Genomic DNA, 13,201 nt, shown 5'->3' on the forward strand with positions numbered 1-13,201 from the left:
AGATTTATAGACAAAACTTTGAACGATTTGTGAAACATATCACAAAAACCTTCCTTTATCCCTGTTAAGGCTTATAATCAAAGTAAGAAGAAAATACTCCCTCTAGGAAGGTGCTAATAATGACAGGAACAGCGCTATTAATTAACAAGGACCGTACCGTCAGAGTTTTGGAAAATGTAACACATGACACTTATGAAGAACTAGCTACTCAATTAAATACAACTCAAGCAGAATGTAAAATTGATGAGAAAGTCGTACAGTTTGGTTCTATCATTAAAGTAGTATGGTGTGACGATACAATTGACTGGAATTATGGATACTAATTTAAAACTTTTATAATAAAATGAAAACTTGCTTTGAGAAGAATTTCTCTAGGCAGGTTTTTTTGGTTATGATGAAAGCGCTATTATGAAAAATATTGGGAGATATTCATTCTCTCATTGAGAAGGTAATAGGTTTACATGTATAATAGCTAAAAATTATAGACTTTGGAGGTGTTGATTTGAAAATCAGAAAACCAACAATAAATGATGCGAAGGCTATTGCAAAAGTTCATGTAGACAGCTGGCGAACTACATATAAAGGGATTATTCCCCAGTCTTTCTTAGACAACCTTAGCTATGAACAACGAGAAAAATTATGGCAAAAAAATCTTGCTGATAAAGAACAGTATATTCTGGTTGCCGAGAATACTGAAGGGCAAATTATAGGATTTGGAACGGCAGCGAAGAGACAGGAAAACAAAATAGAAAACTCAAGTGATCTCACTTCAATCTACCTCCTTGAAGAGTATCAGGGGAAAGGGATAGGTAGACAGCTGTTAGCAGAACTATTCCGTCATTTCGTACATCTAGGCTGCGAAAAAGTATTTGTAGAAGTACTCGACGATAACAAAACGAAGCATTTTTACGAGTATTATGGCGCTACTTTAGTTGAAGAAGTTCAAATTAAGATAGGTGGAGAAGTATTGAATGAACTTATTTATGTCTGGGATGATGTAGCGGGTACCTATAACAAACTAAAAAATAGAAAGTAAATATTTTTAGTATCGGAGCTTTAAAGATTTAAAATCGATTCGTACAATTTCATAAAAGTAGGTGTTTAATTGAGGATAGTAAAAGTAACCTCCTATAATAGTGAGTGGCCTTCCCAGTTTGAAGAAGAAGCAGCTATATTAAGAGAGATTTTCAAAGAAAATTTAATCGCTATTCATCATATCGGAAGTACATCTGTGTCAGGACTACAAGCAAAGCCTATCATTGATATAATGCCAGTTGTTAATGATATTAGTAAAGTAGATCAATTTAATGAACAAATGCAGATAATCGATTATGAACCAATGGGTGAGTATGGAATTACTGGTCGGAAATATTTCCGTAAGGGGAAAGAGGAACGTACGCATCATGTCCATGTTTTTCAATACGGTAGTTATAATATTTTAAGACACCTAGCTTTTCGTGACTATTTACGTGCTCACCCAAATGTGCGTAATAGTTATGGGGAGCTCAAGGTAAAGCTAGCAACCCAATTTCCAAATGATATGGCTTCGTATATCAACGGGAAGGATGCATTAGTTCAAGAAATCGAGAGAGAAGCTATAGAGTGGTTCAGTAATTAAAACATGAATAAACGAGGGAATACAAAATGATTATTCGAGAAGCAAAAAACAGCGATGCAGATAAACTAGCTAACCTTATCCAACATGTCGATGCAAGTTCCCAATATATGCTCTGGGAAGCAGGAGAAAGAGAGTTGTCTCCTGAAAAACAATTAAAGATGATTGAAAGCCTGCAGAGAGAAGCGAACTCCAATATATTTGTCGCAGAAAATAAGAATGAATTAGTTGGCTATTTATTTGCCATCGGTGGAAAAGCTAGAAGGAATAAACATAACGTATATATTGTGATAGGAATTTCTGATGAACATCGAGGAAAAGGTATTGGAACAGCTTTATTTCAAAAATTAGAAGAATGGGCTTCTAATCATGATATTCATCGTTTAGAGCTCACAGTGATTATTGAAAATGAAGCAGGAATTAATTTATACAAAAAAGTAGGCTATGAAGTTGAAGGAACAAAAAGGAAATCATTATATATTGATGATAAGTATGTAGATGAGTATTACATGAGCAAACTAATCTGATTTAATTGCATATAGTATAAATAGATGATAGTATAAATTAAATTTCATAATAAGCGTTGAAGAGGAAAGTAGATAAGTCTAATTTGATAGAGAGCTTCTGATGGTGGAAATGAAGCAAATGAACCTTATTCGAAAATGGCCTAAAGAGCTTTCGTACCGAACTAATAGTAGGCTACGACGAGATGTGCACTCGTTACAACAGCGACAGTATGAACACGTACTGGCAGAGGCAGATAGTGTGAGCTATTTGTAAACTTAGGTGGTAACACGACAATACTCGTCCTAATCGATTCATTCGATTAGGGCGTTTTTTTTATTTTAGGAGGAATGTCAAATGAGTAATATTTTTATAGGTGGAGCATGGCCATATGCAAATGGATCCCTTCATGTAGGGCATCTAGCAGCATTATTACCTGGAGATGTGATTGCAAGGTATTATCGCCAAAAAGGAGAAGAAGTTCTATATGTTTCTGGTAGCGATAGTAATGGAACGCCAATTTCAATTCGCGCAAATCAAGAAAATACAACAGTGAAGGCTATAGCAGATAAATATCACGAAGAATTTGTAGACACCTTTACAAAGTTAGGATTCTCTTATGATTTTTATACAAGAACAGATGCAAACCATCATCACGAAACGGTGCAAAAGATATTTTTACAATTGCTTGAGAACGGATATTTATATAAGAAAAATATTGAACAAGCATACTGTTTGAAGGATGAACAATTTTTACCAGATCGCTTTGTTGAAGGAGCATGCCCAAATTGTGGGTTGAAGGCTCGTGGAGATCAATGTGATCATTGTTCTAAAATTCTAGATCCACTAGACTTGTTAGAGAAGAAATGTAAGATTTGTGGGGAAGAACCAGTAATCCGCGAAACGGAGCATTTTTATTTTTCTTTTAGTGCTTTTCAAAGTAAATTGGAAAGTTATGTAGCATCAGCTGATGAAGATAAACGTTGGAGAGATAATGCAATTCAATTAACGAAAAGGTATATAGAAGAAGGAATTCAAGATAGAGCAGTTACACGTGATTTACCAAATGGCATAGAGGTGCCAGTTGCAGGGTTTGAAGGCAAAAAGATATACGTGTGGATTGAAGCTGTCGCAGGATACTATACGGCTAGTAAGGAATGGGGAAAAATTAACAAAAAGGATATCGGCCCATGGTGGAATAGTGACGCCATTCCTTACTATATCCATGGAAAAGATAATATTCCATTTCATACTGTTATTTGGCCAGCAATATTAATGGGATTAGAAATTGATGGATTGCCAAAACATATCGTATCTAATGAATATATGACATTAGAAAAAAGGAAAATTTCAACGAGAGAGAACTGGGCAGTTTGGGCGCCAGATTTATTAGAAACATATCATCCAGATTCGATTCGTTATTTTCTTATCATGAATGCTCCAGAAAATCGGGATGCAGATTTTTCATGGAGGGAATTTATTTATAGTCATAACGGTGAGTTACTTGGCGCTTACGCAAACTTTGTGAATCGAACATTAAAATTCATCGAGAAATCTTTTGAAGGAAAGGTAGAAGAGCTTCCCATTGATGAAGGTATCGGACGCACTGTTCAAGATTTATATCATAAAGTTGGCCAGCAAATTGAAGAAGGGAATATCAAGAGAGCATTAGAAATTGTTTTTGAGTTTATACGCGAGGCAAATCGATATTTTGACGAACGAAAGCCTTGGCTTTATGTAAAGGAAGACCTACCGCATGCAAAAGAAACCCTAACGAATGCTGTATATATCATTTTAAATGTAGCGCAGCTTTTGCGACCATTTCTGCCTTTTGCTACTGAAAAAGTTGCAGCAATGCTTCATCACGAATTAAATGACTGGAATCCAGTGGTTACACTACCTACATTTATTTCAAATATTGAGCCACTATATGAGCGAATTGATGTAAAGCAAATCGACGAGGAGATAGAAAAGTTAAATCAAGATCACTAATAACTCGAAGCTTTAAATGAGACGTAAATCCTGTGAGCGCATTACTGTTAATAAGCAGGGGTCTTCCCGTATAATAGAAATAGAATGAATCAGGTATTACTCTTAAGTAGATGTATATCAAGTGGTCGTAGATGTTTAATGACAAATAAGGAGGCTGTGTATTAATGACTAAACAAGTAGTGAATGAGAAAACAACAAAAGAAAAACCGCTTTTCGAATTAAAACCACTTCAAGAACTAAAAGGTTTTGATTTTGCGGAATCGGATGCAATGGTCTGTGATATGGAAACAGGAATATGTGGCCTAGCAAACAATGAGAAGGAGAAAAAATAATGAAAATTACAATTTGGTCTGATTTTATGTGCCCATTCTGCTATATTGGTGAAGCACATTTAGATAAAGCTTTAGCTGAGTTTGAACATGCGGATGAGGTAGAAATTGAATATAAGAGTTTCCTACTTTCACCAGATGCTCAGCATGATCCAGAAAAAAACTATTATGAAACGTTTGCTGAACTAAAAGGTATTCCGAAAGAGCAAGTTGACGGTATGTTTGATAACGTTGTAAACATGGCAAAGAACACTGGCTTAGTTATTGATTATGACAAAGCTAAGTTCTCAAGCACAATTCCAGCACACCATGCTTTCCAATATGCAAAAGAGCAAGGGAAGGGCAATGAGTTCTTTGAGAAATTTTATAAAGCACATTTCTCAGAAGGTGAATTGTTAAGTGATCCGGAAACAATCGGCCGTTTGTCTGAAGAAATCGGTCTTGATAAGGAAGCAGTTCTTCAAAGTACACAAAATCAGTCCTTTACGGATAAGGTAAACACGGATATCCAAGAAGCTGGTCAAGTTGGTGTTCAAGGCGTACCTTTCTATGTATTTAACAATAAATATGCTGTTTCAGGTGCACAGCCAGTGGAGCAGTTTAAACAAGTTCTTAAGCAAGTAAGGGAAGAAGAAGTAGGTAGTTAATTTAGTAAAAAAAAATGGTTTCGAACGACTATAAAAGTTGTTCGAAACCATTTTTTAATTGCATAGGAGACTATAAGATTTGAACTTTGTAGATATCTCCTTTTGACAGGGAAAGCATAACCGCCTCTCTAAAAGCATATTTAAGTTTTTCTTATTTAAATGAGCTAAAATTACTTTACCTAATGCAGAGAGGTGTACCTTAGAGCGATTTCCTATTTCATCTTTTGCAGATTCTTTAAAAGGAGCGTGTAAAACTTGAGTCATGACAAGATCAGTATCATCTATTTTTCCTAGATAAGTGCTCATTTGTATATCCTGTGCAATCTGATATAAAGAATGTAGAGATACCCAGCCATTACCAGAAGTTTTGTCGGAAACAGTCTGAAGAATATGTCGATTAAAGAAGTATTTCGTTAATTCTGTCAAAGTAATTCTCTGCGAATTTTTCACCAACTTTAATACAAGTAGGCCTTTGCGTAACGTTGAGACTTGATTTTGTGCCACGTGATCACCTCTGTTGTAGTATATGTGTTATACCCATTCTCTACAAAATATAAAGATAAAGTTTCATTAGATGAAACAATTTTAGGAAAAGGCTCAAAAACTCGGATTAAAAATAGAGTATAATCAATGAAGAAGTAGGAAGGGACGGTTGAATAAATGAATAAGAAAAAACCTACAGAGCTCGTACGAACATTTGAAGGAAGTTTTAGATGCCCACTTTGTGAAAGTGAAATAAGGATAAATAGTGATAAGAGTATGGTGTGTACAAAGAATCATACTTTTGACTTTGCGAAACAGGGATATGTAAATATGTTAAATCGCGCGGGAAATACGCAATATAATAAAGAACTGTTTACAGCAAGACATGACATAATTATAGAGAGTAATTTATATGACGTATTACATGAGCGAATTTCTGAAGTCATGAAAAAGAAATTAAATATACAAGAGCGTGCGTTGGTACTCGACGCAGGGTCTGGCGAAGGTTCACACCTCAACAGAATCTTACAGAAAAATGGGTCAGAACGATTAACAGGTATAGGCATCGATATTTCCAAAGAGGGAATTCGTATGGCTGCAAGCAAATATAAGGATGCAATTTGGTTTGTAGGTGATTTAGCGAACATACCAGTAGCAGATGAGGCGATTCAAGTTATTTTAAATATTTTATCCCCAGCTAATTATCAAGAATTTAAAAGGGTTTTAGATAGTGACGGTTTGATGATCAAAGTTGTTCCTGGAACAAATTATCTAAAGGAATTCAGGCAAGCAATTTTTGATAATACGGAGAATGAATCTTATGGAAATGAAGAAATCATTTCACTTTTTAAAACTCATTTTCAAACCGTCCATATTGAAAAAGTAAATGACAAGAGGCAACTAACAAAAAACGAACTAAAAAATTTAGTACATATGTCACCTCTCGGCTGGAACGCTAAACAAGAGGTTATTGAAGAATTATTAAACCGAGATAAATTTGAAATCACAATCGACCTAGATATTTTAATTGGAATGAAATGAAACATGGGGACGGTTCTCGTGTTGCACTCGGTGCAACACGAGAACCGTCCCCATGTTTCACTTTGCGTATATATTTCTATATGTTTCGGATAATAATGTGGTGGGAACATTTTGGAATAGTTAGGAGGGATTTATTGTGAGGAAAGATATTGAGAATGAGATGGATGATTCGATGGAGAATGAATTTTTACCGATGTTCTCTGTTAATAGTGGTATGGGCTTAGAGGTGCTTCCAGATTTATACTGTTACACAAACCAAATTGTAAATATTTGTGTTGTGGGAGATAAAGCGGATGATTGGGTATTAATAGATGCTGGAATGCCTGAATCAGCCGAAGAAATTTTAAAGGCTGTAGAGGAACGATTTGGTGAAAACAGTAAACCAAAGGCGATTATTCTAACGCATGGACACTTTGATCATGTTGGATCTGTCGTTGAATTAGTTAAGAAATGGGGCGTAAAAGTATATGCCCACGAAGCGGAGTTACCATTCTTAACAGGAAAACAAAGTTATCCTAAGCCAGACGGTTCAGTAGAAGGTGGACTTGTTGCGAAAATGTCACCAATCTTCCCAAATGAACCTGTAGATTTAGGAAGTAATGTTGAAGCGTTGCCAAGCGACGGAAGTATTCCACATCTGCCGGAATGGAAATGGCTCCACACCCCAGGACACTCTCCAGGCCATGTATCTTTATTTAGAGAAAAGGATCGCACTTTAATTGCAGGAGATGCTTTTGTGACAGTAAAACAGGAATCACTCTATAAAGTGATGACACAACAAATAGAAATAAATGGACCGCCAAGATATTTAACTACAGATTGGAAAGCAGCATGGGATTCGGTAAAAAAATTAGCAGCATTAAACCCAAGAGTTGCCGTTACTGGTCATGGCCAACCACTACAAGCAGAAATGCTTTCCGACGGTTTAGAACAATTAGCTATGGATTTTGAACGAGTAGCAATTCCAGATTATGGCCGTTTTGTAGATGGTGAACATTAACCAATAAAATTCCCGGAAAAAGAAAGTAAAACAGGTATTTCCTAAATCAAGGAAGTGCCTGTTTCTATTTGTTTTAGCCAATCGTTGATATATAGTTATAATAAATATATATTTAAGTAAAATTAACTTCGGGAGGAATAACTATGGAAGTTTTTGCGGATTTCTTATCAAAAATTGAACACCCAGAGCATCGCACGAGAACCGAAGAGGTTTTATTTTGGGTGATGGAAAAATTCCCTGAACTTGAACCTGTCATCAAATGGAATCAACCAATGTTTACTGATCATGATACTTATATTATTGGCTTTAGCGTTTCTAAGCAGCATCTAGCAGTTGCTCCTGAACAAGCAGGAATTAATCGATTTTCTACTGAGATTGAAGAAGCGGGTTTCGATTATACAAAGGAATTAGTTCGTATGAAGTGGAGTCAACCAGTGGATTTTTCTTTGCTTGATAAAATGATCACATATAATATTCAGGATAAAGCAGATTGCCAAACTTTTTGGAGATAAAAAATTGCAAATTGATGGGAGAGAATTGAAATGGAAAAATACTTAATTTCTGATGCGCAACAATTTTCCGAGGAACGCTTTACCAAAGTAAATATTATTCGTAATAAAAGAAGTACTGCATTTCTACTCAATTTCCTACCAGGCCAAGTAATGAAATCACATAATCATCCTGAAAGAGAATTGTATTTGCATGTTATTGAAGGAAATGGTGTATTTTTAATTGATGGGGAAGAGCTACCTGTTCAAAAAGGCGATGTTATTTATTGCGGAGAAGAAGAGCAGATTGGTTTTACAAATACGAGTGAAGCAAATGTCTCTATTTATGCAACCATGACTAAAATGACAGATTAATATAAGAAAACAAATATTTGATTTAATACAAAAGGCTATTCCATCTTGTTGGAATAGCCTTTTGTATTGTGAACTTCTTTATAAATATGAAATAATTGTACCGCCAATTGCACCAGAAAGAACAATTACCCAAGGTGGCAGTTTTAAATAAACCAACATACTAAATAATACTGCTGCAAGTGCAAAGTCTACAGATACCTGAATGGAACTTGTCCAAATTGGTGTGTATAAGGCAGATATTAAAATTCCTACAACTGATGCGTTAACTCCAAGTAAAGCTCCATTAAGTTTTGGATTACTTCGCAACGCATCCCAAAATGGAAGTGCTCCTAGAATTAGTAGAAAAGCAGGGAGAAATATAGCAAATGTAGCAAATAGCCCGCCTTGCCAACCATTCATTACCGTTCCTAGATATGCTGCAAACGTGAATAAAGGACCAGGAACTGCTTGTGCGGCTCCATACCCCGCAAGGAAATCTTGCTCCGAGATAAATCCAGTAGGGACAAATTCTTGTTCTAATAGTGGTAAGACAACGTGTCCGCCTCCGAATACAAGTGATCCTGCACGATAAAAGCTATCGAATAATGCTAACCAATGGTTTGTTGTAAAGCCATTTAGAATTGGAAGGGCTATGAGAAACCCAAAAAATATAGCTAGACATATATAACCAAAACGCTTTGAAAGTGGGAAAGTAGTTGTAAGTTTTTCTTCATTTGCTGGTTGTTTACGGAAAAGAAGAAATCCTGCAACCGCAGCTATTAGAATAGCGGCAATTTGTGTGAATGCAGTTTGAAATAGTAGCGTAACAACTAAAGCAAATAAGGCAATAACTTTTCGCTGTAAATCAGGTGTAAAGTTTTTTGCCATTCCTAGAATAGCGTGGGCGACAATAACAACAGCAACAATTTTTAGACCATGGATCCAACCTGCGCCTTCCAATCCAAATGTAGAAAACAAAGAAGCAAAAAGAATAAGAGCGATAACTGAGGGCATGGTAAATCCAAGGAATGAAATAATTCCCCCGATTACACCGCCCCTGACGATACCAATTCCGATTCCAACCTGACTACTCGCAGGTCCAGGTAGGAATTGAGCGAGGGCAACTAAGTCTCCATAACTTTTCTCATCCATCCATTTTTTTCTTCGGACGTATTCTTCATGGAAATATCCTAAATGGGCAACAGGACCTCCAAAAGAGGTTAATCCCAGTCTACTTGAGACCAAGAAAATTTCTAACCAATTTCTAAACGAATTTCTTTTCATTGTTGGCATCCTTTATCTATAATTTATTTCTATATGCAACAATAACAAGAAAGATATCCCTAATGCAATTTATAATGTTTAACTTAACAGTATCTTAATAATAAAGGATAAATTCATCTTCTACAGCTTGGGAATTTGTATCATTGAATAAATTGATGGTATAACTATGTATAGAGACAAAATACAATCAGCTTATTAATAGTTATGGAGGGTAAATGATGAACGAGATTACAGCTAAAGATTTAGAAGAGAAGTTAACGACAGAAAAAGTACATATTATAGATGTTAGAGAAGATGATGAAGTGGCGAAGGGAATTATTCCTGAAGCAGATCATATCCCACTTGGTGAGATTTCAACTCGATTAGAAGAATTAGATAAAAACGAGCATTATTATATTGTTTGTCGCTCGGGTGGTAGAAGTGGAAAGGCTTGCGATTACCTATCTGAACTTGGCTATGACACAACGAATGTAACAGGTGGTATGTTAGCTTGGGAAGGTGAAGTAGAAGTAAGGGATTAATTTAGAAAACAAAAAAAGAGAGGTCAATTTAGAACCTCTCTTTCTTTTAAACTGTTGAATACGGACATTGTCTATACACCTTATTTCTTAGAATTTAGTTGATCTAAAATTTCAGGATGGTTCAGGATTTTGCCAAAGCAATCTGGACAAGTTGTACTGTATGAAACATTTGCATTTTTATGAGACACATGAATATGTTTCTTGAAATCGTTACACATATATATAATTCACTTCCTTTCAGATATCCGCTCCTTTACTCTCACTTGTTGTCGTTTAAGTTATTTTACTATTTCAAATAAAAAATCCCCCATATATGAAACCACAAGGAGATAGAAAAGCGATTCGTATTTCTTGCATTCGATTAACTATACACCATATTAAAGTTTAAGTCAATCTTTTTTGATGAATGTGCTGTTAAAGTTTTTAATTAAACATCATCCATTACGGTTAGAAAGTATATTTCCGAAGCGAGTCTCTCCACAAATTAACTATAATGAAATTCAATCAAAACCTATAATTAAGAAAGCCTAAAGAAAGGATGACTCTATTGAACCAATCAACGATTCGAGATTATAAAGTAGAAGTAGCTACATTAAAAGATGCGGATAATATTCTTCAATTGTTAAGAAAGGTAGCTTCATGGCTTCATTCTAAAGGAGAAAAACAGTGGGAAACGATTAGTACGAAAGAAGAAGATGATGAAATTCGTGAAGAAATAGCTAAAGGTAACACGTATATTATTCTTAATGAAAATCAACTAATTGCTACATTTAATCTTCTCAAGTCGCAAAGCACTTGGGATATTTGGTTATGGGGAGAAAACTCTGATGAAGCTGTATACTTACATAAATTAGCGATACATCCAACCAAAATAGGCGGTGGCTTCGGATCTGAAGTGTTGAAATGGATAGAAGACCACTTATACAAGCATGGAAGTAAGAAGTTAAGATTAGACTGTATCGCAAATAATAAAAATTTAAATACGTTCTATACTAAAAATAATTTTATTAAAATAGGCGTTAATCATGCGTTTTCTTTATATGAAAAAGATTTATCCATACAGAAGTGAATCCTAGCACTTCTGTCTTTCTATTACTTAATAAGATGCATACTTTGATTGATTATAGGAAAAATAGATAAAGATTGTATTGTTCTTTTGAAAAACTTAGCACAATCTATCAAAATGGATAAAAATATGACTGTTTTTTATCGTTTATTGATAATGACAAAGATTACTTATTACTTTAAAATGAAAAGTAGTTAAGTAAGCACAACACCATTAAGGAATAAATCCTAATATTTACTTATGAACGTTTAACTTATTGGGAGCTGGGTAATAGAATCAATATATGAAGTTTTCTAAAAACAGAATACTGGGTTTGCTTTTTAAGTATTTATATTTTGTTTATTAATGTTCGGACATTCACAAAAACATTGTAACATCCTCTGTTTAAACTCCCATGATGGTAAGATGTTATGTAAATATGCAAGTTTTATTAATTTATTGAAAGATGATTAAACTATGGCGATTGCAGAAGGAAGAAGTGATTAAATGAAAAATGAAATTAAAAACATGGATAATTGGCTCGGTGGCCTGCAATGGTTAATGTATATCTTTGTAAACACCGTTGTTGTACCAATCACAATAGGTGCGGCGTATGATCTTTCGCAAGCTGAAATCGTTAGTACGATGCAGTTCTCCTTCATACTAGGTGGGATTGCCTGTTTACTCCAGGTTTTTGTAGGACATGGACGCCCGATTATGGATGGTCCATCAGGATTATGGTGGGGAGTAATTATTGCACTATCATCTATGGCAGCAGCACAAGGTATTCCACTTGCTGAAGTAGGGGGAAGTATTGCAGTAGGGGTTCTGATTACAGGAGTTCTTACAATCCTTGTTGGTGTTACTGGTTTTGGTTATTACTTAGAAAAATTATTTAACCCGAGCGTAATGGGTGTATTCATGCTTTTATTTGGAGTTTCACTATGTATCAACTTTATGAAGGGTATGCTTGGAATTCCATTTGGAGGACAAAGTGGAGATGTAACGATTGCGATTGGTCCAAGTATCTTAGCAATTTCAATAGCTCTACTCGTTTTAATTCTTACAGTTAAAGCTTCCAATAAAGTTGCGCAATATGCCATGTTGATTGGTATTGTTATAGGCTGGCCACTATTTGCACTTCTGTTCGACTCTGAAAGTCAATTAGGCGGCGGTGTTTCAACATCACTGAATATATTCTTTTTCCCAGCTGGAGCGCCTGCTTGGAACATTGGTATTATCCTTACAATTATAGTTACAGGTATCCTTAACTTATCGAAACAATACGGTTCGATCAAAGGAACGGATATTATTTATACAGATACACCGTCAACTAGTAAGCATTATCGCAACTCTTTTAGTATTACTGGTGTAATGACGATTCTATCGGGATTGTTAAGTCTTGTCCCATATTCACCATTCGTATCATCGATTGGATTTATTCAACAAACTAAGATTTATTCGCGTATGCCGTTCATATTCGGTTCGGTAATGTTCTTTATTCTAGGTATTATTCCACAAGTTGGATATTTCTTTACACTATTACCATTAAGCATCGGGTGTGCTGTACTATTTGTATCTTATGTAGCACTATTCGGTTCTGCTTGGGATTGGTTTGGCGCAACGAAGTTCAACAATACAAATATTTACCGCGCAGCAATGCCAGCATTTATTGGACTAGTATTGATGGCATTACCACCAGAATCATTCGCAAGTCTCCCAAGTTATTTACAACCATTGCTTTCCAATGGACTGCTAATGGGAACGACGCTGTCCATTATATTTGAGGCAGTGGTAGATTGGGATAAAATTGGTTCAGCCAGTCCTGTGACAGGCAAAACAACCAATAAGAACCTATAATTTTAGAAATCATTTGAATGTACAATTTGAAAAAAGAC

General features: G+C 35.3%; 16 protein-coding genes and 1 other annotated feature. Of the genes, 14 read left to right on the forward strand and 2 right to left on the reverse strand.

Features of this window, described 5'->3' with window-relative positions; translation table 11 throughout:
- The first annotated feature begins 119 nt into the window (after positions 1-119).
- The 7 genes from ACXYMZ_RS12850 (at position 120) to ACXYMZ_RS12880 (ending at position 5,087) form a co-directional block, all read left to right on the forward strand.
- Positions 120-323 carry a hypothetical protein gene (locus tag ACXYMZ_RS12850; RefSeq protein ID WP_458948807.1) on the forward strand — a complete coding sequence of 68 codons (204 nt, stop codon included), beginning with the start codon at positions 120-122 and terminating at the stop codon, positions 321-323.
- Positions 324-502: 179 nt separating this feature from the next.
- A complete protein-coding gene (locus tag ACXYMZ_RS12855; RefSeq protein ID WP_458948808.1) occupies positions 503-1,036 on the forward strand; it encodes a GNAT family N-acetyltransferase in 534 nt (177 codons plus the stop codon).
- Between the two features lie 69 nt (positions 1,037-1,105).
- On the forward strand, positions 1,106-1,618 hold the full coding sequence (locus ACXYMZ_RS12860) for a GrpB family protein (protein WP_458948809.1): 513 nt from the start codon (positions 1,106-1,108) through the stop codon (positions 1,616-1,618).
- A 26-nt stretch (positions 1,619-1,644) separates the two neighbouring features.
- Positions 1,645-2,142 (forward strand): GNAT family N-acetyltransferase, encoded by a 498-nt coding sequence (locus tag ACXYMZ_RS12865; protein WP_458948810.1) that lies wholly within the window; start codon positions 1,645-1,647, stop codon positions 2,140-2,142.
- Positions 2,143-2,189: 47 nt separating this feature from the next.
- Positions 2,190-2,430, forward strand: a binding site (T-box leader).
- Positions 2,431-2,476: 46 nt separating this feature from the next.
- A complete protein-coding gene (gene metG / locus ACXYMZ_RS12870) occupies positions 2,477-4,111 on the forward strand; it encodes a methionine--tRNA ligase (RefSeq protein ID WP_458948811.1) in 1,635 nt (544 codons plus the stop codon).
- Positions 4,112-4,275: 164 nt separating this feature from the next.
- A complete protein-coding gene (locus ACXYMZ_RS12875; protein WP_458948812.1) occupies positions 4,276-4,443 on the forward strand; it encodes a hypothetical protein in 168 nt (55 codons plus the stop codon).
- On the forward strand, positions 4,443-5,087 hold the full coding sequence (locus tag ACXYMZ_RS12880; RefSeq protein WP_458948813.1) for a DsbA family oxidoreductase: 645 nt from the start codon (positions 4,443-4,445) through the stop codon (positions 5,085-5,087). Before ACXYMZ_RS12875 ends, ACXYMZ_RS12880 begins: the two co-directional genes overlap by 1 nt.
- A 54-nt stretch (positions 5,088-5,141) precedes the next feature.
- Here ACXYMZ_RS12880 and ACXYMZ_RS12885 read toward each other — a convergent pair whose 3' ends face one another.
- Entirely contained in the window at positions 5,142-5,591 is a 450-nt protein-coding gene (locus ACXYMZ_RS12885; protein WP_458948814.1) for an IclR family transcriptional regulator domain-containing protein, read from the reverse strand.
- A gap of 156 nt (positions 5,592-5,747) precedes the next feature.
- On the opposite strand from ACXYMZ_RS12885, the gene ACXYMZ_RS12890 reads away from it, so the two are divergent.
- From ACXYMZ_RS12890 to ACXYMZ_RS12905, 4 genes are all read left to right on the forward strand, one after another.
- Positions 5,748-6,611, forward strand: a complete 864-nt coding sequence (locus tag ACXYMZ_RS12890; protein WP_458948815.1) for a putative RNA methyltransferase — start codon at positions 5,748-5,750, stop codon at positions 6,609-6,611.
- 148 nt (positions 6,612-6,759) lie between these two features.
- On the forward strand, positions 6,760-7,611 hold the full coding sequence (locus ACXYMZ_RS12895; RefSeq protein ID WP_458948876.1) for an MBL fold metallo-hydrolase: 852 nt from the start codon (positions 6,760-6,762) through the stop codon (positions 7,609-7,611).
- 143 nt (positions 7,612-7,754) lie between these two features.
- Entirely contained in the window at positions 7,755-8,123 is a 369-nt protein-coding gene (locus ACXYMZ_RS12900; RefSeq protein ID WP_458948816.1) for an iron chaperone, read from the forward strand.
- A 30-nt stretch (positions 8,124-8,153) separates the two neighbouring features.
- Positions 8,154-8,474: a cupin domain-containing protein gene (locus ACXYMZ_RS12905; protein WP_458948817.1), complete on the forward strand. Its 321-nt coding sequence runs from the start codon at positions 8,154-8,156 to the stop codon at positions 8,472-8,474.
- Between the two features lie 78 nt (positions 8,475-8,552).
- Here the strand turns inward: ACXYMZ_RS12905 and chrA are convergent, their stop codons facing one another.
- Positions 8,553-9,737, reverse strand: a complete 1,185-nt coding sequence (gene chrA, locus ACXYMZ_RS12910) for a chromate efflux transporter (protein ID WP_458948818.1) — start codon at positions 9,735-9,737, stop codon at positions 8,553-8,555.
- Between the two features lie 218 nt (positions 9,738-9,955).
- Between chrA and ACXYMZ_RS12915 the strand changes: the two genes are divergently transcribed.
- The 3 genes from ACXYMZ_RS12915 (at position 9,956) to ACXYMZ_RS12925 (ending at position 13,163) form a co-directional block, all read left to right on the forward strand.
- Positions 9,956-10,258, forward strand: coding sequence for a rhodanese-like domain-containing protein (locus ACXYMZ_RS12915; RefSeq protein ID WP_458948819.1), 303 nt, complete (start codon positions 9,956-9,958; stop codon positions 10,256-10,258).
- A 547-nt stretch (positions 10,259-10,805) separates the two neighbouring features.
- Positions 10,806-11,327, forward strand: coding sequence for a GNAT family N-acetyltransferase (locus ACXYMZ_RS12920; protein WP_458948820.1), 522 nt, complete (start codon positions 10,806-10,808; stop codon positions 11,325-11,327).
- 483 nt (positions 11,328-11,810) lie between these two features.
- Positions 11,811-13,163 (forward strand): uracil/xanthine transporter, encoded by a 1,353-nt coding sequence (locus ACXYMZ_RS12925; protein WP_458948821.1) that lies wholly within the window; start codon positions 11,811-11,813, stop codon positions 13,161-13,163.
- Positions 13,164-13,201: the final 38 nt, after the last annotated feature.

This window comes from Oceanobacillus sp. CAU 1775, from assembly GCF_054482815.1.